Below are 25,588 nucleotides of genomic sequence, written 5' to 3'. Positions count from 1 at the left end.
ACGCCGCGGAGTGCCTATCGCACGCAGCGCCGGCCCTCAGTGCTGGTGGCGGGTGCGGCACCTCCGGCCATGCCCGGGCCCAAGCGATCGCAACAAACGCTGCACGATATTGTGCGGGGGCAGTGCAGGCCGAGGATGGCCAACGCGGTATCCATTTCATGGTGGCTCTATTCGCCCTTAGCGCGGAAACCTTTCGCCGACGCTTCTCGTTGCAGCAGTCATTTGCGATGCGCTCAGAACGCATCTAGAGACTGTTATAGGAGCGACGGGCCGGCCCAATGCGCGATCCGGGAACAAGTCAACGAGTTCTCAAAGCGGAGTGAGCATGAATCGGAACGTGTTGCTCGCCATCTGCGCGCGAATTGAAGTGACAACATGATATAACGATGCCTTCGTCGGACCGCCTCGCCGAGCTGGCGCGGCGACCTCAGAAGCATCGAAACATCGCATTATCTCGCGAGAGCGGTCAAACGGCGGCCCTTATGATCAACCTATTCGCTCAACCTCGTCTTAGTGCAGCCATCGGGTTCGGGTCTATGTCTGGCAGTGCGAGCTAGATCGACCTGAGCCGATCCAGAGAAACCTTGCTCTCGACTTTGCGCCGCCTTTGTTTGCTGTTGAAGGCGCTCGAGGTCTGTGGGGCTGATGTGGCAGCGGATCGCGTGGCCGGACCCCGCTTCTATCAGCGGCGGCTCGATGATCTCACAGATCGCTCCGATCTTACGCGGACATCGGCTCTGAAAGACGCAGCCCGATAGCGGATTCGCGGCGGAGGGGATTTCGCCCGTCAGACGGATGCGCGATTTGATGGTCCCGTCAAGGTCGGGGGCAGCTGAAAGAAGAGCTTCCGTGTAAGGATGGCTTGGACCTTCGAAAACCTGCTCTGATGGGCCCAGCTCCATGATGCGTCCGAGATAAAGCACGGCAATTCTGTCGGAGAGATAGCGCACGACGCCGAGATCGTGCGATATGAAAAGGTAGCTGGTAGCGCGGGCGGTCTGAAGGTCGGCGAGAAGATTCAAGATCGCAGCCTGAACTGAGACGTCAAGCGCCGAGGTGGGTTCGTCGCAGACCACCACGCGAGGATCGCCGGCAAAGCTTCTGGCTATTGCCACCCGCTGTTTAAGCCCGCCTGAGAGCTGCCGCGGCCGGAGAGCTAGGTGTCGGGTAGTCAGCCGGACCGCCGCTACGAGTGCATCGAGCCGGTCCGCAAACTCGGTACCGCGAAAGCCCCCGAGCTTGCGCAATGCGCGACGAATGATGCGGCCGACAGAGTGGGAGCGATTCAGCGCCGCGTCTGGATTTTGGAAGATGATCTGTACCGCCTTCACCTCTTGATCCGTTCTGCGGTCGAGACTGGCAGCGAGGGGCTTGCCGTCGAGCTCGATCGTTCCGCCGGAATCGGGACGCACGAGGCCCAAAAGCATCCGGGCCAGGGTGGTTTTGCCTGAGCCGGACTCGCCGACCAGACCTAGTGTTTCTCCCTGGAGCAGGCTTAGGGAAACATCGACAACCGCGCGGACCGCATGGTTGCCTTGGCCATAAGTCTTCGAAAGATTGGCAATCCGCAGGACCGGGGCTGCCGCCAATGTGGGCTTTGGTACCGGCGCATCGGCCGGCGCGGCAGGGGGGTGATCAGCGGTCCGATCCGAGTAGTGGCAACGCACGAGCCGACCGTTAGAATCTCGCAGCTCAGGAATTTCCGTTCTGCAGCGATCGTCGGCGAGCAAACAGCGTTCGGCGAAGGGGCATCCCGGCAGCAGCGCGCCGGGCAAGGGTAGAAAGCCAGGAATCGTGTCGAGCCGTCCATGGTCCTTGCGCTGCCCGCCTCGCGGCAGGCACCGCAGAAGCGCCCGAGTGTACGGATGGCGCGGTGAACCCAGGATCTCTTGCGTCGGCCCTTCCTCGACCAGCATCCCCGCATAAAGGACACCGATGCGGTCGCACGTCTTCGCCACAACCGCGAGGTTATGGCTGATGAACAGGATCGAGGTACCAAACTCGCGCCGAAGATCGGTGATGAGGTCGAGGACCTCGGCCTCCACGGTAGCGTCCAGACCGGTCGTGGGCTCGTCCAGAATAAGCATTGCGGGATCGTTCGCCAACGCCATCGCGATCAATACACGCTGCAGCATTCCGCCTGAGAGCTGATGCGGATAGCGTTGCATGACCGAGCTGGGATCAGCGATTCGCACCTTTTTCAGCATCTCGAGTGCACGAGTTTCGCGTTGTGCCGGCGGGATGCCCGCCACCTCGAATACCTCGACCAACTGCCGCCCGACCTTCAGGGAAGGGTTCAGCGCTTTGCCAGGGTCCTGATAAACCATCGAGATTTTTTTTGCTCGCAAGTCCCTAAGCGCGTCGGGCCCGAGCCGCATCACCTCCGCGCCGTCGAGTATAACTGACCCGCCGGTAATTCGGCCATTCCGGGGCAGATAGCGCACCGCTGTGAACGCCACAGTAGATTTGCCGCAGCCTGACTCCCCGACCAGCCCGTATGCCTCGCCGCAAGCGATCTCGAAACTTACGTCGCGCAGCACCGCACGGCTTTGCCCGCCAGCGCGATAGGCTACCGACAGTCGGTCCAGGCGAAACGCAGGCTCAACCATCGAGGGCTCCATGCAGCCCGTCGGCTAGCAAATTTACCCCAACTACGAGGCTAGCAATGGCCAGCGCGTCGAAAAGCACCGTCCACCAATATCCCCCGCTGGTCATCCCGTAGTTGGTCGAGATCGACAATCCCCAATCCGGCGAGGGTGGCTGCAGGCCAAATCCGATGAAGCTCAGCGTGGCGACGGCGAAGATCGCATAACCGAGGCGCACCGTTGATTCCACGAGAATGGGCGGGATTATGTTGGGTAGAATTTCGAAGAACATGATGTGTGCGGCATTCTCTCGGCGGAGAGCGGCCGCAGCGACGTAGTCGAGCTCCCGTTCCGATAGGACGGCAGAGCGAACGGTGCGGGCGATGAGAGTACCGAAGGAGAGGCCGATGACGATGATGACTGTCATATTGGAAGTCCCGAGCGCGACGATCGCAATTAGCGCGACAATGACCGACGGGATTGCCATCTTCGCCTCGATCAGTCGCGAGACGAGGTCATCGACGATGCCTCGGAAATAGCCGGCCAGAAGGCCAAGCACGGTTCCAACAACGGTGGCCAGGATCGTGGCGAGAGGCGCGACGGCGAGGATGTCGCGCGAGCCAACAATGACGCGGGAAAAGATATCGCGGCCGAGCTGATCGGTGCCGAACCAGTGTTCTTGCGAGGGGCGCCCGAGCGCATTCAGGATGTCCTCGGCTAAGGGATCGTAGGGTACGAAGCTGGGCCCGAAAAGGGCGCAGATCACCCAGAAAAGCACGATGGTCATGCCAACCAGAAACGAGCTGGAGCGGAACAGCCCGGAGAAAATCTCCTGGCGCCTGCTCGATGGTACAGCGGCGGCGAGGTTAGTCATTGGCATTCCCAATCCGAATGCGCGGGTTGAGAAGAGAGTAGAGGAGATCGGCGATCAAAGTCGCTGCGGCATAGATAATGCCAATAGTCAGTACGCACGCCTCAAGCATCGGGAAATCCTTGCTCTTGGCCGCGTTGAAGATCAACGATCCGATTCCCTGGTATCGGAACAATGTCTCCACCACCACAAGTCCGCCAATGAGGTAGCCTGTTTGGCTGGCGATGACAGTGATTGTCGGCAGTAGGGCGTTCCTGAGGACGTGCCGCCAGATGACCCCTCGCCAAGGAAGGCCCTTCAGGACGGCGGTGCGGGTGTAGTCAGAGTCGAGCGCCTCGATCATTCCTGCACGTGCCATTCGGGCAATGTACCCAAACAGGACAAGGACGAGCGGCATCGCGGGCAAGATCAGATAGTAGACTTGGACCAAGGGCCCCGCGCCATCCGGCCAGGCGGCGGAGATTGGCAGCCAGCGCAGCCAGACGCCGAAGAGCAGGATCAGCACGATGCCGGTGACGAACTCGGGTAGTGCCGTCATCGACACACCCGCGACGCTGATAATGCGATCAATTGGCCGGTTCAAGTTCAGCGCAGCCAGCACCCCACCGAATATGCCGAGCGGCACGACGAACAGAAAGGCCAGCGTCGCAAGTTTCAGTGAATGACCAAGCGCCTGCATTACGAAGGGCGCGACCGGGGTCCGATAGATGTACGACTCCCCCATGTCGCCTTGAATAAGATGCCAGAGCCACGTGCCATATTGTACGAGGAACGGTCGATCGACGCCGAGCTGGTGGTTCAGCTCATCTACCGCAAGCTGATCGGCGAAGGGCCCGAGGATAGCTCGTCCAACGTTGCCAGGCAGAACCTGTCCGGCAAAGAAAACGAGCAGGCTCAGTAAGAAGAGAGTCATCAATGAAAACGCGAATCGTCGAGCAAGGAAGCGCTTCATGATGTTCTTTGGCTAAGTCGGTGGAACAATTGATCGCCGCTGGACCAATTCAAGCGAGCCGAGCGAAGTTATAGCTTTCCCGCATTCTGAAGGAAGAGCTGCATCATGCCGGTCGGCTGGACCCCGGTGATGCCGCGCTTCACCACGGTCAATTTGTCGTAGAAATAACCGTAGAGCACCGGTGTTTCTTGCAGCAGTAGCCGCTGGATTTTCCCTGCGGCAGCTCGCTGCGCATCGAGGTCAAGTGCGGCGATATAACTGTTGGCCAGGGTGTCAAACTCGGTGTTCTTGAAGTGTGCCGGATTCCAAGGGCCACTGCTCATCAACGATGATGTGAGGTAGACGTTTGGGACGCCGCGGTGGCCGAAGTCGGAGATGCTCATTGCTGAGTCCAAGTATGGCGATTTGCCGGGGACAAGACTGCCGTAAAAGGAGGCCCGGTCCATGATTTCGAGCTTTAGCTCGATGCCGATCTCCTTCACCCAACTCTGGATGAGCTGTGCGTAAGCCGGGATTTCAAGATATTGCATCGTGGTGAGTGTGACCTGGAAACCCTTCTCCATCCCCGCCGCCTTCATCAGCTCTTTTGCCTTGCTGATGTCCTGATTGCGTTGCCGGACCGTCGGGTCCATCGAGGGATAGATGGAGGCGAACGGGCTGTCATTGCCGACCACGCCGCGCCCCTTCAATAGACCTTTTGTAAGTTTTTCGCGATCCAGGCATAGCGCAACGGCCTGACGGACACGCGGATCTTTGAAGAATTCGCTGTCGCACCGCATATTAACCGGCTGATGCGCAACGGAATGTAGACTCATGACATCCACCGTCGGATCGTCCAGCAGCGCTACACCGGCAAGCGCGGAAACCGTATTAATGATATCGACCTGTCCGGCCTGAAGAGCAACGATTTGCGGCTGGATATCAGCAAAGAACGTGAATTCTGTCCGCGCTGGCAGCGCCTGCGCGCCCCAGTAATCTTCATTGCGCACAAAACTCGCACCAACGTTCCGGGTGTACTTGTCGATCTTGAACGGACCAGTACCGTCCCACGTCTCCTCAAAATTGCCGGAGTAGCTCGCGGGCAGGATAATAGCATTGGGGGTGTCAGACGAGACCAAGTAGGGGAAGTTGCCGTTCGGACTGTCGAGATGAAATTCTACGGTGTAGTCTTCCACCTTCCTGGCACCGCCGTTCTGGAGGATTCCCTTGAACGCCGAGAGCGCGCCTGAGGAATTTTTCGGATCGGTCAGCCGGTCGAAGGTCGCAACGACGTCGTCGGCCTTCATTTCGCCGCCCGAATGGAATTTGACCCCTTTGCGCAGCGCGAAGGTCCAGACGGTGCCATCCTCGTTAGGCTTCCAGCTTTTCGCAAGACAAGGCTTCGGCAGCAGGTCCGGTCCATCGATGCAGAGATACTCACCGACCTGCTGAAGCATCAGGTACAAGGGGGCGTTGGAAGCCTTCACAGGGTCGACGGCCGTCGACGGGGGGTAGCATGCGACCCGAATGGTGGCACCTGGCTGAGGGAGGGCGCCGGCTGCCGTCGGCGCTACACCGAAGCCAGCCGCCAATGCTACCCGCCCAAGGAACGGCAGCGACAGGCCAAGTAAGCTGCCGTGCCGCAAAAGCTCTCGACGGCTCACGCGGCCATCAACAAAACCGTCAATCAAATGGTTCTCGAGAGGCGTGAGGCCGGAGCGAAGATCGTCGAGCGTGGTGATAGCTCGGGTCATGGCGATTCCCCTTTCTGACAGAATGCGCTACGCGTCATGCATATGAGATACGCAGCATCGGGCGAAGAGAGCCTTTCGACCGAACTTTTCGATCTCTGCCCTCGACTTCGGCGTGACGGCGAATTGGGTAAAGCGACCCGACTAAGGGCCCGGAACCGTGCTAGTTTAAGATTAACCCGACGCTTACGCCTGAATCATGCGAATTCAGGCGTTGGCACGCATAATTGCCGCTCCATCTCGAAACGGAGCGCGGAAAGGCGGCAAGGTTTGGGTTTTTGATCTTCCTCGGTGCTTCCAATTATCTGAACGCGAACGTGTGATAAACGGGTTTACTTTTATTCAGAGCACTCATCTCCGACCGACGGAAACTTCATTCCGAAGGCACGCACAACACGCCTCGCTGGCTCCAGAGGAGGCCTCATGAAATCGCGTGGGTGCAGATGGCTTTCTGAGTCGCAAGGAGATTGGCATGCGCGCAGCTCTCGTGGTAGGTCAACCACAAGAGCTTCACGCCGCCAAATCGATGGCCGGGAACAGCCAGAGCGACCGACCCGCTCGCCCCCCCCATACCGCCTTGACAACTCAGAGTTCGCTTACGAACGTGGTTGAAGGGTCGGGTGAGACTTAGACTGGGACGTTGTATCTACTCATCAATAGCTTCGCGTTGGTAACGGCGTCATATACCGGCAGGCCGGTCTGCTCACGCACCTGCTGCGTCACTATTGGAAACCCCGCACATTCGAACAGGACGGCCTCGATATCGTCGTGTTGCTTTCGCATAAGTGCGATTGCGGCTCCCACGTCTCTGGCGACTTGTGGAATGGTGTAATTATTCTCAGGCCCCGACATGATGCGCCAGGTCTCAGAATTTTCAATGCCAGCAACCACCACACGATCGAGCGACACGACACCGGCGAGTTTTAGCAGATCAGTGCTCAGGGGCCTTGAATCGAACGTCATTACGCCGACTCGCCCCTTGATCGTGGCCATAAGATACGGCAGGAGCAGCAAAGAGGACATCGAAACAGGCACAGTTAGGGCCCGCGCCATAGCCTTCTGGTACTTAATCGTGAATCCGCAATTGCTCGTGATCGCGACCGCCCCCTCACGCACCAAATCCTTCGCTGCGCTTATGAATGCGGCTTCCATTTTGTCGTCCTCGCCACCGAAAACGACATTCTTCGTCCATGCGCCTGGAGCTTGGCGATAAAGCGTAGGAAACGGGAAGGTAGCAGGATTGCTGAGCGATCCCGCCATGGTCTGTGGCGTATTCTGTAACTGCAACACGCCAAGCGCCCCACTTTTCTGCGCCATGTCAGAATCTGCCTCCCTGAACCCTGGAATTCATTGCCGACTTCCACGTCACCAGCCATCTAGCCAAGCGGCAGTTATCTTCCTGTTGTCCATCCGTGAAACACCCGCCTGGAATCAGCTTGGCCAATTCACAAGATTCGGGCACGGATCTCAAGAAAGCATATTGCCGACCGGAGGTGCTTTTCTGTCGAATCAATCTACATTAGCGCCGAAATCCCGCACCAGTTCTCGAAAACGCGAAGACCTCATGAGATCGCACCCGCGATTTAAAATCAGAGGCTTGCGTGTAGTCAACAGTGGCTATGGTCGCCAGCAAACTCGCTATGGGCGGCAACCAGCGCAGTGTTCGCGGCGTACGCCAAATGCAAAAACCACGCGCGCGGGACGAGCTTAAGGCAGATCCGTTGAAGAACTTAGGGTCCGATCTCCGAACGATGCTCCAGGCGCTTCGGATCAATCACCTGAGTGGGCACCTGCTAAATCAGAGACAGTCAGCCCGCCCATCTACGTTCGATAGCATCTCGGTCAGCAACACCGAAAAACGGCGAAAGTCCGCTCGAAGGTGCATAAATGTCGCTTTATATCGCGCCAACGAGATGATTTTCACCGCGTGATTGCCCTTATGATGGATCTCCTATTTAAGCAAAGTTGCGGTCGAATTTACAACTTTGAGAAAGCCATCGCCGCTCATGAATGCGCGCCCAGCAATGACGGTCGGCCCGGAACTGTCCAGAGTGTTTGATCATATTGAGACGAACAAGGACAAGTTCGTCAGCCGTTTGCTTGAGTATTTGAGACATCCCAGTATTAGCGCCCAGAACGTGGGAATGGGAGAGGTCGTCGAGCTCCTCGTGAGCATGCTGCGCAGACTGGGGCTCGAAGCGAGCGCAATCCCCACCGCAGGGTATCCTGTGGTCATGGCAAGGTGGGAACGCGCGCCGGGAGCGCCGACGGTCTTGCTCTACGGGCACTATGACGTCCAACCTCCAGATCCCCTGGAAGCCTGGATTAGCCCTCCATTTGAACCGGTGGTTCGGGAAGAACGCGTCTATGCGCGCGGTGCCGGCGACAACAAGGGTCAACACTTCGCTCAGATCCTAGCCTTAGAGTCACATTTGGCCGTACATGGCTCCTTGCCATGCAACGTATTAGTTTTGCTAGAAGGTGAAGAGGAGATAGGAAGTCCGCACATTGCCGAGTTCGTTGACGCTCATCGGGATCTACTCAAGGCGGACTTAGTGATCACGGCAGATGGGCCTCTCCACGAGTCGGGACGCCCGATTATTACATACGGAGTCCGTGGAATCGTAGCGTTCGAACTGCGGGCTCGTGCAGCCAGATCGGATGTTCATTCAGGCAATTTCGGTGGCCTTGTGCCGAACCCGATTTGGACGCTTGTGCACTTGCTAGCGACCATGAAAAATGCAGACGGAAACATTACGATTGATGGCTTTTACGATGATGTGGTCGCACCAACAGAGCTTGAGCGCACCGCCGCAGCGCGATTGCCTCTAAATGCTGAGGACGTCCAGCGGGCTCTCGGCCTCGCAAAGCTCGATAACCCAACAGATCTGCCGCTCGCGGACAGGCTTATGTTTCGCCCGACATTGACCATTAACGGACTCCACGGCGGGTACGGCGGGCCCGGATCGAAAACAATCGTGCCGAATGAGGCCGTCGTGAAGTGCGACGCTCGGCTTGTCGATCGGCAAGATCCCGATGACATCCTTAGGAAGATAGAGGCTCACGTTAAGAGCCATGCTCCGGACGTGGAGTTCGTACGCATAGAGTCGACGCCTCCATCAAAAACCCGCCTCGACGCACCGTTCTCAAGAGCTATTCAGTCCGCGGTACAGATTGCACACGGCGTAGAACCTCTGGTCTATCCCTCGCTTGGAGCAACCCTGCCCGACTACGTCTTTACAAAGATTCTAGGCACACCGTCCTTTGTGGTGCCTTATGCCAATGCCGATGAAGCCAATCACGCTCCGAACGAGAACATCGAGATTCGCTGCTTTCTGAATGGCGTTCGCACCGGAGCGGCCCTGTTGGATACGTTGGGGGGATCTGCACGCTGAAGCGGACATTCGCGCTCCCGTGGACAGTCGTTCAACCCACTTGTCACTCCAATGGCTCATGACCTGAAGCCGTATAGTTGCGGTGCTGGGCGAGGGCCGGCAGGAAGGATTTCCAAAATCTTATCAACGCAGAGTGACGACAACGTGAGAATTTCGGTCGTTAGGCGCAGTACGCAGCGAGCGCAACACCGGCAGCCACCGCCCCGCTGACGTCCAAAACGTTGGCCATTTCGTTGGCAGGCTGATCCTGAGGCGTTGAAGACCAGATTTCTTTCGTCTTTGAAGTCGAGTTGCCGATGACGAGCGCCGCCTCAGCTGCCTTTCCTTCGCGCCGCAGAACATCTTGCACGTACGTAGCAGCACCGAGCAGTGCCAGCGTCTGGAATGACCGACTTAAAAGTCGATTTGAAAGCGCATGCGGTTGGTTGAAATTGCTCGCCTATTCAGGATACTGCTATCACACAGATGTTTGCGCTGCACTTTATTGCCTGCATCGGGCGGGCATATTGCGGCGAAATAGACCTGAACTCTGGAGCGGATATGGAATACGATCGAATTGACGCCCGGATCCTTGAGATTGTGCAAAAGAACAACCGCTTAACTTCTGAGGTGATCGGTGAGTTGGCTGGGCTTTCCGCTACCGCGTGTCAACGAAGATTGAAGAGGCTCCGTTCGGAAGGCATCATCGAGGCTGATGTTTCCATCGTTTCGCCCAAGGCAGTCGGACGGCCTATTCAAATGCTCGTGCTGGTGAGTCTCGAGCGCGAGCGTTCAGATATCATCGACAAGTTCAAGAAGGCGATCAAATCATCAGTTGAAGTCGTGAATGGATTTTACGTTACAGGGGACGCTGACTTCGTCCTCTACATCACTGCGCGTAGTATGGAAGACTATGAACAGTTCACCCGCCGGTTCTTCTATGAGAACTCAGATATTAAGGGAATCAAAACGATGGTCATTATGGACCGCGTCAAGGCAGGGTTTGCCGTCCCCATTGAGGCTCCATCAGAAGATTAGTGTGAAATTTCAGCTTGCAAATCCGCGCGTCTACACGCTTTTTTCGTCAGTCCCTCGTAAGAGATTGACTAAACTTGAAGCGCTCGAACGTCTATTTTACAGCTGCGGGCGGGCTGGCGGCGGTTCGGTCACGAATGGGTATTCGACCTCAAGCCCCAAACGGTAGTCTGTCTCGACAGTAGGCTCTGCCCGGGAGCTGAATGCTAACTAACGGAGGGTAGTGTCCGTGGCCACGTGCATTGCATAATGCTGGTGACCGAGACCCGTAACTCGAATACGCCGGGAGCACGGAGAGGTCTCAAGCTTACGCACGACGCGTTGCGACTAGACGCCCAAGCGGAGACCAACAATGGACAGCATGCGCCGCGAGATCGAGGCTTAGGTAAAGCGGATGTGCCGAGCGCCGCCTACTATAGCGCTCATACCGTGCGCGCAATCGGAACTTTTCATGCACTCTGTTGGTGAACAGGTGTCGGTTAGAGAAGCCGGTCACCTGTTTGATTCGAGACGCAGCCGAACTCTTATGGAAGCGACTAAGCGAAGGGCGCACGATCCCGACGTGGATTCTAGCTCTTCGTCCAGTGAGCGATCACACCGGCTGATGTGCTGTTGGAAGAATGACAAAGGCCTTCCGAACCGTTTCAATGATTTTCCATTCACCGTTGGTATTCGGGTGAAAATATATGGAATCGCCGGCTTCGAGGACAATCGTTGGCCCGCAGTCCGGCGTGAACGTACAGCGTCCTGACAGAAACGTTGAGAATTCCGCCTCAGCGACCTGACGGCGCCATTTTCCAGGCGAGCATTCCCAAACGCCGGCACTGGTTGAGTCGCTCGAAGACTTGAACGCGACTTTACTGCGCATAATGGAGACTGGCTCGCCGATCGGCCGGGCAACCGGGCTGATGCTATCGAGCTCATTGGTGGGAAGATTCGCGGACGCTTTGAGGACAACTGGGGTCATGATTGGTTCCTGTTCGTATCTTAATTTCAGTCACGCTTCGATGGCACATAGCCGACGGGAGCAAGGTTCGAGATCGCAAGAGTAAGCGGATCGGGGCGCCGGGAATGATCTTCCAGGCCCTCTTTGCGACGCAACGCTTCGCGGACAAGAACGGAGCCAACATATCGGAAGGGCTCGATCGGGAAATTGTCTACGCGCTCACGAACCAATCCGCAGTTGGACCAGTGGTCGTTTTGGTCAAGCGCGAGCGACGCAAGTATTTTTCCACCCAGAACAGTGGGCCCGACCCCCTGCCCAGAAAAGCCAATCCCGAAAAGAATGTCGGGGTGATTGTCTAGACGGCCGAAGAATGGCAGTCCGTCGACGGACCGATCAATCGGGCCAGTCCAGGACGATTCGATATCCATGTCATCAAGCATCGGGTAAAGCTTGCGGAAGCTTTCCTCGACTTCGCCAGCCCTATGCGACGGCCCCTCATAGTAGTTGGCGACCTGTCCTGCAAATGCGAAGTGTCCTAGCGATTTGCCGAAAACGATACGACCATCAGGCGTGTTCCGATAATAGTTCAGGAACATGCGAGAATCACATATTGCCATACCGTTTTCGAATCCAATCTCTCTCAGCTTGCCGGGGTTAGCCGTTGTCGCGATCATGTCACTGGAAACGATCGCCACCTTACGCCGAAGATAAGAGAACTTCGCTCCCCAGGCGTTCATGGCAAGAATGACTTTCTTGCTTGCAATTGAGCCTTGGTGCGTGATCACCTTTGGTGTTTTGGTCCGTTCCAATCTCACCATGGGTGAATGCTCGTAGATTGTCACACCCAGCTTCTGAGCGTGCCGTCGAAGGCCGAAGGCAAGGATGGCTGGCTGCACTGTGGCGGCATCTGGTTCGAACACGCCAGCCAAATTGCGACTAGTGCCGCTTAGCCGCGCCACATCCGCGTTGTCGACCACCTCGAAGGGCCGCACGTTGTGTTTGCCTAGTTCATCGATCAGGACGTTCCAGCAGCCAATTTGCGGAGGGGAAGTAGCGGTCCAAAGCCAACCATCGGCTCGGAAATCTGCATTTACGCCATTATCCCGACAGAAAGCTCCAATTTCCAATACTGCTTCCGCTGAGCTTTTCGCAATCCGGGTTGCTTCAGCTGTACCGCAAAGCTTGTGCAACGAGAGATACTTAGCCCAGAAGCTGGTGACAAATCCGCCATTGCGGCCGCTGGCGCCCGACCCGCACAGGTCTCTCTCCACTACCGCGACTTTTAACGAGGGCGACCGCTCTTTGATCCGGATTGCCGTCCAGAGACCCAGATAACCGCCGCCGACGATCGTCACGTCGGCCGTGACGTGTGCCGATAAGGACTGCACTCGAGGCGTCCCTAACCGGTCGAACGCCTGTTTTAACCAAAAATTGTCCATTCTCCAGAGCCTATTGAAATTGCATTTACATTCAGAATAATGCGTTTGTTGGACTTTTTGCGTCGCACTTTCTTGCCGTTTGGACCATTTCCTGCATCATGCAGACATACCGCGGTGAAATTCACCTGAGGCCTGAGCCGACATGCAATACGATCGAATAGACGCCCGCATCCTCGAAATCGTGCAAAAGAACAACCGCTTAACTACTGACGTAATCGGGGAACTAGCAGGACTTTCAGCGACGGCGTGTCAACGACGACTGAAGAGGCTTCGTGCGGAAGGCATCATCGAAGCGGATGTCTCCATCGTTTCACCCAAGGCGGTAGGAAACCCGATTCAAATGCTCGTGCTAGTAACGTTGGAGCGGGAGCGTTCAGATATTGTCGACAGGTTCAAGAAGGCGATCAAAGCCTCAGCGGAAGTCGTCAATGGATTTTATGTCACCGGCGACGCCGACTTCGTGCTCTACATAACTGCGCGGAGTATGGAAGACTATGAGCAGTTTACGCGACATTTCTTCTACGAGAACCCGGATATCAAGGCGGTCAAAACGATGGTTATCATGGACCGCGTAAAGGCGGGCTTTGCCATGCCCATTGAAACTCCAACAGACGATTGATCTCGCGTGGGCTTCTGCCCGCTGTGCACTTTTTGGCGGTAGTTCGGTCCAGACGCCTCAAAAGTTGTCAATCGGCGTTCGACCGGGCCCCCCTATCGGCATCCAAAAGGGGCTCTGACGCATTTTTGGTGCAGCACTGGTCACGTGGCGCCGATTAGCCGAGCCTGTAGCAAGTCGAGCTTGGCGCGTCCGTACATTTGGCGTTTGACCAGTTTGAGCTTGGTGATCTGGCCCTCGGTCTGTCCGTTGGACCATGACGTCGCGATCGCTGCGCTGACAGCGGCCTTGTCCTTGATGACGCCATTGGCGAAAGACATGACGAGGCTTGCGCGCCTCGTTCCAACCATGGTTCAAGCTCTACGTGAGCCTTCTTGCGGATCATCGCATGGAAAGCGGCTATGATCTCTCGAGCTTCCACCAAAAGAGGAACGCCTTGCTCGATCGCCGCAATGGTGACGGTTTCTGACTTTGAATGCGGAATCCGGGGCAAAGCGGCCACCGATTCCGACGGAAGGCGGCCACCGATTCCGATCGAAAGCGGCCATTCGATCCGAACGAATGCGGCCACCCTGTTGATAGGGTGAGACGGGGGGCGTTGTCGGCAATCTGAACGGGGCAAGGTCCCTTTTGCGGTTGACGCAATGGGAGGTCCGATGCTCGCCGAGAGATTGCCGATGCGGAAGATTCGAGAAGTTCTACGCCTGAAGTATGCCTGTGGGGTGAGCGATCGGGTGATCTCCCGATCGGTCGGGATCGGTCGCACGGCGATCGCGGAGTATGTCCGCCGGGCCGCGGTGATCGGCATCACCTGGCCGATCCCGGAGGAGCTCGACGACACAGCCCTGGAGCGCAAGCTGTTTGCGCCGGCCGGCTACAACCCGCCACGATCGAAGCCGCTTCCGGATTGGGGGCATGTCCATGCCGAGTTGCGCCGCCGCAGCGTAACGCTGGCACTGCTGTGGGAGGAATACCGCGGCCATCATCCCGACGGCTACGGCTACAGCCGGTTCTGCGACCTCTACGTCGAATGGCGCCACGGCATCACGGCGACCATGCGGCAGACCCACGCGGCCGGCGAAAAGCTGTTCGTGGACTTCGCCGGCGATACCATGCCGGTGTTCGACGGGCTCACCGGGGAGGTGCGCGCCGCCAAGATCTTCGTCGCGGTCATGGGAGCGTCGAATTACACCTTTGCCCAAGCCCGGTTCAGCGAGGCGCTGCCCGACTGGATCGGCGCCCATGTGGATGCGCTCACCTTCCTGGGCGGGGTGCCGAAGGCGCTCGTCTGCGACAATCTGAAGGCCGGGGTGACGGTGGTGAGCCGCTACGAGCCAGGCGTCAACCGGACCTACCAAGATCTTGCCGCCCATTACGGCACCACCATTATGCCGGCGCGGCCCCGCAAGCCGCGCGACAAGGCCAAGGTGGAGGCGGCGGTTCTTATCGTCCAGCGATGGATTTTGGCGCGGCTGCGCAACCGGCGCTTCTTCTCGCTCGCCGAGTTGAATGTTGCGATCCGCATCCTGGTCGACCAACTCAACGCCCGCCTGATGCGCAAGCTCGGTGCCAGCCGCCGCGAGTTCTTCGACACCATCGATCGTCCGGCCCTGATGCCGCTGCCGGCCGAGGCCTATCAGTACGCCGAATGGCGTCGTGCCCGTGTGGCGCCGGATTACCATGTCGAAGTTCAGGGACACTTCTACTCGGTGCCATCCCGCATGATCCGCCAGGTTGTCGAGGTTCGGGCCACCGAAGCCACCATCGAGGTGTTCCATCGCGGCACCCGCATCGCCAGCCATGCACGCTCGGGGGTGAAGCGCCGCCACACCACGATCCCCGAGCACATGCCGAGCGCGCATCGCCGATACGCCTTCTGGACGCCGGCGCGTCTGCTGGCCGCCGCTGAGAAAGTCGGTCCGTCCACAATCGCGCTGTGCGAGGCGATCATGCGGACAAAGCCGCATCCCGAGCAGGGCTTCCGATCCTGTCTCGGCATCCTGCGGTTGGAAAAGACCTATGGGACGCAACGTCTCGAAGCCGCTTGCCGCCGCGGGATCAGCATCGGCTCAGCGAGCTATCGGTCGATTGCCTCGATCCTCAAGACCGGCCTGGACAAGTCCTTCCTTCCCGACACCACCCCCGACGCCGATCCCATCCAGCACGGTAACATCCGTGGCCGCGACTACTACCACTGACCAGCAACAAGGAGGCATTATGCTCAGCAATCATACCCACGAACGTCTCGCCGCTCTCGGGCTCGCCGGAATGGCCAAGGCCTTCGATGATCAGCAACGCCAACCGGACGTCACCGCGCTGACCTTCGAGCAGCGCCTCGGCCTGATGATCGATCGCGAAGCAACTGAGCGAGAGAACAAAAGGCTCATCGTACGCCTGAAGTTTGCCTCGCTACGGCAGGCCGCAATCGTCGAAGATGTCGATCTGCGCGCTCCGCGCGGCATCGACCGCGCCTTCTTTGCCAAGCTCGTCGATGGCGATTGGATCGGCCGCAAGCAAAATTTGCTCATCACCGGGCCGACCGGCGTCGGCAAGAGCTGGATCGCCTGCGCGCTCGGTCACAAGGCATGCCGCGATAATCGATCGGTCTTATACCATCGCCTGCCAAGGCTGTTCGAAGCTCTTGCGCTCGCCCGCGGCGACGGACGCTATGCGCGGCTTCTCAAGACGTTATCGAGGGTCGATTTGCTCATCCTCGACGACTGGGGCCTCGCTCCGATTACCGGCGAGCAGCGTCGCGATCTCCTCGAAGTCGTCGACGATCGTCACCAGCGCGGATCGACCATCATCACCAGCCAGGTACCGATCGAAAATTGGCATGAGATCATCGCCGACCCGACCATCGCCGACGCCGTCCTCGACCGCCTCGTCCACAACGCTCACCGCCTCATCCTCAAAGGAGACAGCATGCGGAAAATAACTGCCCAACGCGCCAATCTTGACGCCGCGAAGAAAACCTGACCCAACTCCTCATGCCGGCAACGACACCCCGGCCGCCTTCGTCGGAACAGGTGGCCGCCTTCGATCGGAATGCATGGTCGCGTTCAATCGGAATCTCTGGCCGCAATCCCCGGAATCCGCATTTGATAGCGTATCGCGGCCATTGGTCATCAGGCGGGCGATCGTTCTCGCGGACGGTATGCGCTGCAGGCTCTCAGCATCGGGCATTTCGGCACGTCGACGGCGTGTCGTCCATTCGGTAACGACCCGCAGCGAGCCTCTAAATCCCTGCGCCTTGAGGCAACGCCAAAGGTCGGCGCCATTTCAATGGCCAGCAGCCCACTGAGCGTCGAGCCACGGCAGGTAGTGCTCGAGCGAGCTCTCGCGGACCCTGAACACGTCGGATCGCTGACCTCGCAATACCCTGCGGATGAGGCCCCGGCTATGGCCGGTGAGCCGTACGATCTCCTTTATGGAGATGCCCGTCTCAGCCTGTTTGAGGATTGCCGCGTTGGTGTCTTCTCGCCGAAGATAGCCCTCATATTGAATGCGCTCGGCGGCGGTCAACAAGCTGGGATTATAGTGGCGGAGCCGACCGCGATGCAGACCTGGCGCATGGATTTGCGAACCGCATCCAGGAAGTCGTGGCTGGCGTTCTCCATGAGGTGCCAACGGTCGGCGACCTGGGTGGCGTGCGGGAGTGCCTTGGCCGCAGCAAGGGCGTAACCACAGCCGCGGTCGCGCGAGACCACAGCGATCTGTGGCTGGCCCGCGAGCCAAACCTGCGCAGTGGCTGGCTCTCTGTCGGGTAAGAGAGTGATTGGTCGTCGCCGCTCGAGGTCGCAGATGATCGTTCCGTACCTCTGATTGCGCCGCCAGGCCCAATCGTCGATTCCGATCACGCTCGGCGGAGCAAAGGGCGGACACCCGCGCCTTCTAACCACCCGAAGCAATGTGTCGTTGCTTACGGGCAGCATAAGTCGACGGGCAAAACTCGCCGCCGGGCGGCCCCCCAAAGCAAGGCCAAGGTGATGGACGATTAGATCGAGCCGGGTCGTTCGCCGCGCCCACGGTGCCAGAGCTCCGTCATCGAAGCGCTCGGTGAAAATGCGCCGATCGCACAAAACAGTAACGCAGCGGAAGCAGCGCGCCACGACCACCAGGCGAACCTGCCGCCCCGCCAGCGGCAGATCGGTGAGGCGCCGCTGATATCGGCTATGAATCCTCTCTGAACTGGTCCCGCAACCGGGACAGAGACTCGTCCTGCTCGTGGGATGTACGGTGATCACGGTTGTAGCGCCACTACAAAAGGCGCTTTCCACGTCAAATCCGCGAGGGACCAAGACCGACGGACGTAGGGCTCGCTGCATCATATTGATTCCTTTGTGAAACCAACGCGAGCTGGCGCTTGAACTTCATTAAAAGTGATGGTGTGGACCGGCCCTTCGAACCGGCATCAAAAGTGCCTAACGTGGTCGCGTAGAGAGGCGCCACAAAGGAAGGACCGTTCCATGGAGAAAATTATCACAGTGGGTTTGGATTTGGCCAAGTCGATCTTTCGAGTTCACGGCACCGCCGAAGACGGGAAAGTCTTGGTTCGTCGCACATTGCGGCGATCGCAGGTTCTGCCCTTCTTTCGGAGCCTTCCAGCTTGCTTCGTAGGTATGGAGGCCTGCGCGAGTGCCCATCACTGGGCGCGCGAGATAGCGGCGCTGGGCCACTCTGTCCGCATGATGCCGCCAGCCTACGTGAAGCCTTACGTCAAACGTAACAAGACCGACGTGGCGGATGCTGAAGCCATTTGTGAGGCGGTCACCCGCCCGACAATGCGGTTCGTACCGGTGAAGACTGCCGAACAACAAGCAGCCAGCATGATTTTGCGAACGCGAGAGATGCTGATGAGGCAGCGCAGCCAGACTGCAAATGCTCTGCGGGCTCATGTGGCCGAATTGGGCATTATCGCTGGCACGGGCATGGCAAGCATCGCAAAACTCCTGGTGCTTCTCCGGGACGAAAAAGACAACAGGATCCCCGGCGCCGCCCGCATTGCCCTGATCCTATTTGCCGAACAGATTGAGCTGCTTACAACCCGCATAGAGAAGCTCGACAGAGAGATTTTGGTTGCCGTCAGACAGGACCCCGATGCAAGGCGTCTGATGAGCATTCCGGGTGTCGGTCCTCTCATCGCCGCTACCGTTCGAACATCGGTCTTGGATGCTCGCGATTTTGCGACTGCACGAGATTTTGCCGCTTGGACGGGGCTAACACCGAGGGCACAATCGAGCGGCGGGAAAGAAAGGCTCGGCGCGATATCAAAGCGTGAAAATCGGCAACTACGGACGCTCTTGATCGTTGGTGCGACCTCTATCATCAAGCTTGCTAAACGAGGCTTGAAAGTCCCGCTCTGGATTCGGACCATGCTGCAAAGACGGCCGGTCAAGGTCGTATCTGTCGCGCTCGCTAATAAGATTGCGCGCACGATCTGGGCCTTGCTGGTCAGAGGAGGCATCTATCAGGCGCCGGCCGCAATGCTGAAATCCTAATCTCAAGAGCTCTCCGGCGGAAGAAGAAATCCGCCGAGGAGGCAAGGTGCAAATCTGGATGAACCTCGAATGACGTCATGCCCGGTAGCAATCAGACCGCCTGACTCACTGCGCTTCGCGCGCGAGAAATTGATTGGGCGATTGCTTCCGCGGATATCATCGTGGCCAGCGGCCAGGCGCCGCACTCACAGGCCGAACATATGACCGCACCGTCATCCCTTGTTCTACCAGAAAAAGATCTTGCAGCCCGGGCCGTTCCACATATGAGTCAGAGCCCTTATTCCATGCCGAAACACAAAAGTTGTCACTTTCGCTTGCCGTGCCGCTTGCAACGAGGATCAGGAACTTTTCCTTTGGTGCTCGCAAGGGATATGGCGCTTCGTCACTCATTCAGTCTGCAGGAATGACAAAAGTACTGGAGCGAGGGTCTGCGGCAGCTCCAAAGGATTTTCAGTCGGTGACAGCTGAGTAGACGCCAGTGTGCGTTGCATCAGACCATCAGACGTCCCGGTCAGCCGGTGAATACGACAGTTTTCTTTCCGTTCATCAACACGCGATCCTCGAGGTGATGCCTCACCGCGCGGGCGAGAACGCGCCGTTCAATATCACGGCCCTTCCGGACGAGATCTTCTGGCGTATCGCGATGCGAAATCCGTTCGACATCCTGCTCGATGATCGGTCCCTCGTCGAGATCAGAAGTCACATAGTGCGCTGTCGCTCCGATCAATTTGACTCCTCGTTCGTAGGCTTGGTGATACGGCTTGGCGCCTTTGAAGCCTGGCAAAAAGGAGTGGTGGATGTTTATGCAGCGACCCGACAGCTTGGCCGAAAAGCCGTCTGACAGAATCTGCATGTAACGGGCGAGGACAACAAGCTCTGTGTTGGTCTCCTGCACGAGTCCCCAAATCCGCGCCTCCTGCTCCATTTTGGTCTGCTTGCTAACCGGGAAATGATAGAAGGGCAGCTGGCCTAGATCTGTGGAAGCTAAGTGCTCGCGGTCATGATTGGAAACGATCGCGGTTAGTTCCATCGGCAGTTCACCGATTCGCCAACGGTAAAGTAAATCGGCCAGACAATGGTCGACTTTAGAGACGAGCAGCATCACACGTTTCTTTACGGAGCTCTGCCGCAGATTAAATGTCATGGAAAGACGCCCAGCGAGTTCGTCGATTGAGGCAGCGATGTCGGCTTCCGAGTTCGCATGCTCGAGGCGATTGAAGACAACGCGCATGAAGAATCGACCGGTCTCGTTATCATCAAATTGCTGAGCATCGATGATGTTGCAACCAGCTTCGAATAGGATCCGCGAGACTGCCGAAACGATTCCCGGGCGATCAGGGCAAGACAAGGTAAGAATCATGGAACGGTCGGACATGGCAGTCGCCGCCAGCGGCGGCCCTCGTAAAACACAGAGCTGAAAGTCATTTTTTAGAGCGTGCCATGAGCAGCTCCGGGGCGATTAAATCTTCGGCCTTTCGCAATTCGCCTTTCACTCGAGTGCGATTCGAATCGTAGAAAGGACGAAGCGATGCGATGGCAGCGTGCCTTTGGCCGGCGATCTCTATTTCGAAGTCTCCGTCAGACAGCCATTTGGCACTTACCCCACTCGCGCAATGCAAATATCCCATGCCGATACCGCAGCCAAGAGTATGGCCGAATCCCGCTGACCGCAGGTAACCAACGAGAGAACCATTGCGCCAAACGGGCTCTGTTCCAAACATGAGCGGCACCGCGCGGGGCGCAGCTAGCTGGACAAGGCGTCGGTGCGGGATTTGGCCGCGCTGAGACTCGAGAGCCGCGCGGCCGATGAAATCCTCCCCCTTGTCCCAAGCGATGGTGAAGCCCAGTCCTGCTTCGATCGGTGTGTCTTCATCACTTACGTCTGCCCCCCAGTCGCGGTAACCCGCCTCGAGGCGCAGCGTATTTAGTGCCACGTAGCCCGCGTGTTGCAGATTGAGATCGCGCCCAGCAACGATAAGTGCATCGTAGACACCCAACGCCTGCTCGGCAGGAATATGGAGCTCCCACCCGAGTTCGCCCACGAAGGTCATGCGGAACGCGAGCGCCATGCCATAACCAATTTCGATTTCTCGGGCCGTGGCGAACGGAAACGCAGCGTCTGAAAAATCAGCTGGGCTGACGCGCATGAGCAGATCTCGTGAACGCGGCCCCATGACCGACAGACATGTGTAGCCCGATGACACGTCGGTGACGAACACGTGGCCTGCATCTTTGGCATGGGTCCGCAACCACGCAAGATCTCGAATGCGCTGAACGGCTGCAGTTACGATGAGGAATTCGTTCTCGCCGGTTCGTGCGATCGTGACGTCTGACTCCATGCCGCCGCGGTCATTGAGCCACGGCGTATAGACGACACGCCCCACCGGAGCATCAATGTTGTTAGTCGAAAGGCGTTGAAGAAACGTAGGTGCATCGCGGCCCTGCACAAGGAGATGTGCGAATGACGTCTGATCGAAGAGTGCAACTCCGGAACGAGCCGCCTCATGTTCCGCCCCGCTTGCCTTGAACCAATCATCGCGAGCAAATGTGCCGTGGCCGCTCGCCTCCATCCCGGGAGTACCAAACCACTGCGCTCGCTCCCACCCCGCGGCCTCGCCGAAGATCGCACCTGCGGCAGCTAGTCGATCATGCAGCGGCGACACTCGCACGTTGCGAGCTGTCATGGGGGATTTGTGAGGCCAGTGAAGGGCGTAAAGGAGTCCAACAGCTTCGCCTGTTCGGTCGCGCAAATATCGACGGTTGCGCTGGAAGGGCATGGCGCGTCGGACGTCCATTTCCCAATAGTCAGCCGCCGGCATACCGGTCGACATCCAGTCGGCCATCACTTTGCCCGCCCCGCCGGAGGATTCGATGCCACACGAGTTGAAGCCCGAAGCAACATAGAGGCCGGCGATATCGGGCGCAGGCCCTAGCAAAAATCGATTGTCGGGCGTGAAACTCTCCGGTCCGTTGAAGTTCAGTTGCAGTCCCACATCCGCAAGCGCCGGCATACGCCGCATTGCATTGATGAGGTGAGGCTCCATGTGATCGAGATCGTCAGGCAGAGACTCAAAACTGAACTTTGAGGGAATGCCTTCCATGCCCCACGGCTTGCCCTTCGGTTCGAAGAAGCCCACCAGCAATTTTCCTGCATCCTCCTTGGCATAGAAGCACGCATCAAGATCGCGCACTGTGGGAGTATCAGGCAGCAAGCCTGAAATGGCCTCGGTCACCACGTAGAAATGTTCTGCCGCATGAAGCGGCACGGTCCAATTAAGGTCAGCAGCCAGCGTCCGGGTCCACATCCCTGCGCAGATAACCACCTTTTCGGTACGCACGACGCCCTCGGCAGTTTCGACGCCGGCGATTCGCCCCTTCTCGACCAGGATACGGGTCACCGGCGTGCGTTCCAGGACTTTTGCTCCTCCCTGCCGCGCGCCAGTGGCGAACGCGCGCGCCGTGTCCACCGGATTCGTCTTTCCATCGGAGGCAATCCATGCCGCGCCAAGCACGTCGGTTACGTCGAGCAAGGGTACCCGTCGCCTAGCCTCCGCAGCGTCGATGATCTCAACATCGAGACCAAAGGAGCGCCCCATCGACGCGCCTCGCCTCAGCTCCTCGAAACGCGCAGGCGTCGCGGCGACAGTAATCGACCCACATTGCCGAAACCCGGTGTGCTGACCAGTCACCTGCTCAAGCTCTCGGAATAGGCCTGCGGTATACTGCGCCAGCTTCGCCATGTTTTCGCTGGCGCGCAGCTGGGTAACGAGCCCCGCCGCGTGCCACGTAGTACCGCAGGTGAGCTGGTCTCGTTCGAGCAGCAAAACGTCGCGATGTCCAAGTCGGGTGAGATGATAGGCGATGGATAGGCCAATGATGCCACCACCGACGATGACGTATTCAGCTTGGGAAGGCAGTTTGCTTTGCATTTGAACGACTCAGAGAAATGACCGCTGGCTGCCCGCGCCTTGCGCGGGATCAGCAGGTGAATAGCGCGGGATGTTTGGAGGCTTGGGCTGTGGGAGCCGATCTGCACATGCGCGAAATCAAACGTCGCTGTATCTTGTGTCTGATGGCTGATGCCGAGCGTGCAGCTATGCGCGATAACGGTCGGCTATCTTGAGCTTTGCAAATTCGGTCCCCCTCCCGCGCGTTGTAATTCGGACTTGGTCAGCCGGAGCGTTCTATTTCTCACGCAAATAGTATCGGGCTGATGGAGTTGAATTAAACTGAAATGACGTTCTCAAAGCAGAAATACTGCACACTCTCCGCAAGGTCCGGCGATTTTATTCTGTCGACCTGACCTTACCTGAGCACATCAGATCCGGCGCGTGTAGCATGCCATGTTGGCTGCCACAGTTTCGCTGTGAGAGATCATCCTGATGAGAACGGAACCTGGCCGGCCAGTGCAAAACGGCGATGAGATTGTGCAGCGCGGCGTTCGCTTCACGCACGAGTTTACGGGCGTCTAGGCGAACATGGGGCCGTGCCGCCGATGAACCGGAGGCGAGTTGTTCAGACTACCCGTCCCCCACCGCATATCTGTCCCTCTGAATGGCACAACAGGGCCCTTGCTTGCACGCAGCAACAAAGACCACGGTATACCTCGTGCGATGATTGCCTATCGACGATCTTCTCCCGCGGGAATAACGCGAATGTCGTCCGTGCTTATTGCGACGTTGAGACGATCGCCGGTTTTCGGATGTTGCCCAAACGGAAAGCGCTCCTGCATCGTCAGCTGCTCTCCATTAAGGTCAAGCACGATTCGCGTCGCCCCACCGTAGTAGTGCGCCTGCAAGACGCGCCCTTGATAGGATGGTCCGCTACCGCCATCGGTCGATAGCCGGACGTGCTCCGGCCGGATCACCGCTGTAGCAGAACCAGCACTCCAATTTCCACCGAGGCGCAATCCAGCCGTCGACGTGAAACTGCCATCAGCCCCTACGGCTCCCTTCAAAAGAGAGCACCAGCCAATAAATTTGGCAACGAAAGGCGTTTCCGGCGACTCGTAAATCTCGCCAGGCGTGCCTATCTGCTCAACCTGACCGGCATTCATGACGACGATGCGGTCCGACATAGCCAGTGCTTCTTCCTGATCATGCGTCACAAACAGGGTCGTGACGTTGACGCTCCGCACTACTTCCCGCAACTCTTCTCGCATGCGTAGGCGCAGCTGCGCATCGAGATTTGAGAACGGTTCATCAAGAAGCAGTACTGCTGGTCGCATCGCAAGAGCACGCGCAAGCGCGATCCGTTGCTGCTGCCCGCCCGAAAGTTGCGCCGGAAGACGGTCAGCTAAATGAGGCAGCTCCACCAGCCTGAGCATTTCCTCAACCCGCGCTTTGCGCTTGTCACGCGGCCATTTGAGATTTTCGAGGCCAAATTCAATATTTTGCGCGACCGTCATATGCGGGAATAAGGCGTAGCTCTGAAATACCATTCCGGTATCTCGCCGATAGGGTGGCTGGCGCGTCATGTCGACGCCATTTATCGTAATGCTACCTGACGTCGGTTCTACAAATCCCGCCACCATGCGCAGCGTTGTTGTCTTGCCGCAGCCTGACGGTCCAAGCAGGCAAAGTAGTTCGCCACGACGGACCCCAATCGAAGTGTTCGAAACTGCAGCAACTTCACCGTAGTATTTGGAAACAGAGCGCAATTCGACGACAAGATCATCTGCTTCAGGCACGAAGTTGTCACGCTCTTTCGATAAAGCCAGCATATTCACTCCTATCTACGCAAGTCTTTCCGCGCCAATCAGACGTTCAATTGTTAGGATAACGACCAATGTTACGACGATCATGAGGCTAGAGACGGCCGCCACTAGTGGGTCATAGCTGGTATCGACGTACGCAAAGATTTGTACCGGCAGAGTAACGTGGCCGCCGTAGGTGAGAAATGAGGAAACGGTCACGTTTCCAAACGATGTCACGAAAGCAAAGATCGAAGCAGAGAGTAAGCCGGGCATGATCAGCGGCAGCGTAATGCGTCGAATGACTCGGAATGGTGTAGCTCGGAGGTTCATTGCGGCCTGTTCGAGTTGCTGGTCGTGCAAAGTAAGGCTCGCGAGGATCGTACGTACGACGTATGGTATCGTAAGAACTAGGTGTCCCAGAAGTAACGGATACATTGTCTGTGTAAGATCGAGCCACGCGAACAGCTGCAACAATCCGATTCCGAGCACGACAGCCGGGACCACCAGCGGCGAGAACGCCAGGCCTTGCAAGAATGCCTTTCCTCGAAAAGAAAACCGGTTCATGGCGAATGCGCCGGCAAAGCCGACCAACAGCGCGACGATGGCAACTAGCACAGCCACGTAGGTACTCGTCCAGAGCGCGGCCATAAATAATTCGTTTGCAAATGCGACTTTATACCATCGTAGAGAAAACCCCATGGGAGGGAAGTTCATGGTGTCGCTGCTGGTGAACGATGATAGAACCACCAGGATCGCGGGCGAGGCAAGCATCAAGTAAACGAGCGCACGAATAAGCGTGCCGGACACGGCCATCAGACGATCAATTAGATCAGCGCGCATAGAT

At 57.8% G+C, this 25,588-nt stretch carries 18 protein-coding genes and 2 pseudogenes; 6 read left to right on the top strand and 14 right to left on the bottom strand.

Annotated elements, in window-relative coordinates:
- Positions 1 to 491: 491 nt before the first annotated feature.
- The 5 genes from BRA1417_RS39880 to BRA1417_RS0110315 form a co-directional block, all read right to left on the bottom strand.
- Positions 492 to 2,609: an ABC transporter ATP-binding protein gene (locus BRA1417_RS39880; protein WP_245286177.1), complete on the bottom strand. Its 2,118-nt coding sequence runs from the start codon at positions 2,607 to 2,609 to the stop codon at positions 492 to 494.
- Positions 2,602 to 3,459 (bottom strand): ABC transporter permease, encoded by an 858-nt coding sequence (locus BRA1417_RS0110335; RefSeq protein ID WP_027515753.1) that lies wholly within the window; start codon positions 3,457 to 3,459, stop codon positions 2,602 to 2,604. The genes BRA1417_RS39880 and BRA1417_RS0110335 overlap by 8 nt, the downstream gene beginning before the upstream one ends.
- Positions 3,452 to 4,408, bottom strand: a complete 957-nt coding sequence (locus BRA1417_RS0110330) for an ABC transporter permease (RefSeq protein ID WP_027515752.1) — start codon at positions 4,406 to 4,408, stop codon at positions 3,452 to 3,454. The genes BRA1417_RS0110335 and BRA1417_RS0110330 overlap by 8 nt, the downstream gene beginning before the upstream one ends.
- Before the next feature lie 68 nt (positions 4,409 to 4,476).
- Complete coding sequence (locus BRA1417_RS0110325; protein WP_027515751.1) at positions 4,477 to 6,141, bottom strand: ABC transporter substrate-binding protein; 1,665 nt, start codon at positions 6,139 to 6,141, stop codon at positions 4,477 to 4,479.
- 624 nt (positions 6,142 to 6,765) lie between these two features.
- Positions 6,766 to 7,455 (bottom strand): hypothetical protein, encoded by a 690-nt coding sequence (locus tag BRA1417_RS0110315; protein WP_007606036.1) that lies wholly within the window; start codon positions 7,453 to 7,455, stop codon positions 6,766 to 6,768.
- A gap of 707 nt (positions 7,456 to 8,162) precedes the next feature.
- On the opposite strand from BRA1417_RS0110315, the gene BRA1417_RS0110305 reads away from it, so the two are divergent.
- A complete protein-coding gene (locus tag BRA1417_RS0110305; RefSeq protein ID WP_035968425.1) occupies positions 8,163 to 9,533 on the top strand; it encodes a M20/M25/M40 family metallo-hydrolase in 1,371 nt (456 codons plus the stop codon).
- Positions 9,534 to 9,693: 160 nt separating this feature from the next.
- Here BRA1417_RS0110305 and BRA1417_RS43805 read toward each other — a convergent pair whose 3' ends face one another.
- Positions 9,694 to 9,882, bottom strand: coding sequence for a hypothetical protein (locus BRA1417_RS43805; RefSeq protein WP_156948671.1), 189 nt, complete (start codon positions 9,880 to 9,882; stop codon positions 9,694 to 9,696).
- Between the two features lie 191 nt (positions 9,883 to 10,073).
- Between BRA1417_RS43805 and BRA1417_RS0110300 the strand changes: the two genes are divergently transcribed.
- On the top strand, positions 10,074 to 10,550 hold the full coding sequence (locus BRA1417_RS0110300) for an Lrp/AsnC family transcriptional regulator (RefSeq protein ID WP_007606032.1): 477 nt from the start codon (positions 10,074 to 10,076) through the stop codon (positions 10,548 to 10,550).
- 589 nt (positions 10,551 to 11,139) lie between these two features.
- Here BRA1417_RS0110300 and BRA1417_RS42420 read toward each other — a convergent pair.
- Both BRA1417_RS42420 and BRA1417_RS0110295 read right to left on the bottom strand, forming a co-directional pair.
- Complete coding sequence (locus BRA1417_RS42420; protein WP_084462171.1) at positions 11,140 to 11,514, bottom strand: cupin domain-containing protein; 375 nt, start codon at positions 11,512 to 11,514, stop codon at positions 11,140 to 11,142.
- Between the two features lie 26 nt (positions 11,515 to 11,540).
- Positions 11,541 to 12,932: an FAD-dependent oxidoreductase gene (locus tag BRA1417_RS0110295; protein WP_007606028.1), complete on the bottom strand. Its 1,392-nt coding sequence runs from the start codon at positions 12,930 to 12,932 to the stop codon at positions 11,541 to 11,543.
- A gap of 142 nt (positions 12,933 to 13,074) precedes the next feature.
- On the opposite strand from BRA1417_RS0110295, the gene BRA1417_RS0110290 reads away from it, so the two are divergent.
- A complete protein-coding gene (locus BRA1417_RS0110290) occupies positions 13,075 to 13,551 on the top strand; it encodes an Lrp/AsnC family transcriptional regulator (protein ID WP_007606019.1) in 477 nt (158 codons plus the stop codon).
- 140 nt (positions 13,552 to 13,691) lie between these two features.
- Here the strand turns inward: BRA1417_RS0110290 and BRA1417_RS43800 are convergent.
- A pseudogene (locus tag BRA1417_RS43800) lies at positions 13,692 to 14,023 on the bottom strand (transposase); the annotation flags it as partial.
- Between the two features lie 181 nt (positions 14,024 to 14,204).
- Here BRA1417_RS43800 and istA point away from each other — a divergent pair.
- Complete coding sequence (gene istA / locus BRA1417_RS0110280; RefSeq protein ID WP_027515748.1) at positions 14,205 to 15,746, top strand: IS21 family transposase; 1,542 nt, start codon at positions 14,205 to 14,207, stop codon at positions 15,744 to 15,746.
- 19 nt (positions 15,747 to 15,765) lie between these two features.
- Positions 15,766 to 16,527: an IS21-like element helper ATPase IstB gene (gene istB / locus BRA1417_RS0110275; protein WP_027515747.1), complete on the top strand. Its 762-nt coding sequence runs from the start codon at positions 15,766 to 15,768 to the stop codon at positions 16,525 to 16,527.
- Between the two features lie 111 nt (positions 16,528 to 16,638).
- On the opposite strand, the pseudogene BRA1417_RS39870 reads toward istB, so the two are convergent.
- Positions 16,639 to 17,876, bottom strand: a pseudogene (locus BRA1417_RS39870) (ISL3 family transposase); the annotation flags it as partial.
- Positions 17,877 to 18,017: 141 nt separating this feature from the next.
- On the opposite strand from BRA1417_RS39870, the gene BRA1417_RS0110260 reads away from it, so the two are divergent.
- Positions 18,018 to 19,049: an IS110 family transposase gene (locus BRA1417_RS0110260; RefSeq protein ID WP_027515744.1), complete on the top strand. Its 1,032-nt coding sequence runs from the start codon at positions 18,018 to 18,020 to the stop codon at positions 19,047 to 19,049.
- A gap of 511 nt (positions 19,050 to 19,560) precedes the next feature.
- Here BRA1417_RS0110260 and purU read toward each other — a convergent pair.
- The 4 genes from purU to BRA1417_RS0110240 all read right to left on the bottom strand — a co-directional run bounded on the left by purU (position 19,561) and on the right by BRA1417_RS0110240 (position 25,584).
- Positions 19,561 to 20,424 (bottom strand): formyltetrahydrofolate deformylase, encoded by an 864-nt coding sequence (gene purU, locus BRA1417_RS0110255; RefSeq protein ID WP_007606018.1) that lies wholly within the window; start codon positions 20,422 to 20,424, stop codon positions 19,561 to 19,563.
- 46 nt (positions 20,425 to 20,470) lie between these two features.
- The gene (locus BRA1417_RS0110250) at positions 20,471 to 22,978 is read right to left on the bottom strand and encodes an FAD-dependent oxidoreductase (RefSeq protein WP_007606017.1); all 2,508 of its coding nucleotides are present in this window, start codon (positions 22,976 to 22,978) and stop codon (positions 20,471 to 20,473) included.
- A gap of 692 nt (positions 22,979 to 23,670) precedes the next feature.
- Positions 23,671 to 24,771 (bottom strand): ABC transporter ATP-binding protein, encoded by a 1,101-nt coding sequence (locus tag BRA1417_RS0110245; RefSeq protein WP_051448303.1) that lies wholly within the window; start codon positions 24,769 to 24,771, stop codon positions 23,671 to 23,673.
- A 12-nt stretch (positions 24,772 to 24,783) separates the two neighbouring features.
- Complete coding sequence (locus BRA1417_RS0110240; RefSeq protein ID WP_007606015.1) at positions 24,784 to 25,584, bottom strand: ABC transporter permease; 801 nt, start codon at positions 25,582 to 25,584, stop codon at positions 24,784 to 24,786.
- Positions 25,585 to 25,588 lie beyond the last annotated feature (4 nt).

Source organism: Bradyrhizobium sp. WSM1417, from assembly GCF_000515415.1.
Lineage (GTDB): Bacteria > Pseudomonadota > Alphaproteobacteria > Rhizobiales > Xanthobacteraceae > Bradyrhizobium.
The sequence above is the reverse complement of the archived record's forward strand: the minus strand, read 5'-3'. Positions and strand labels throughout refer to the sequence as shown.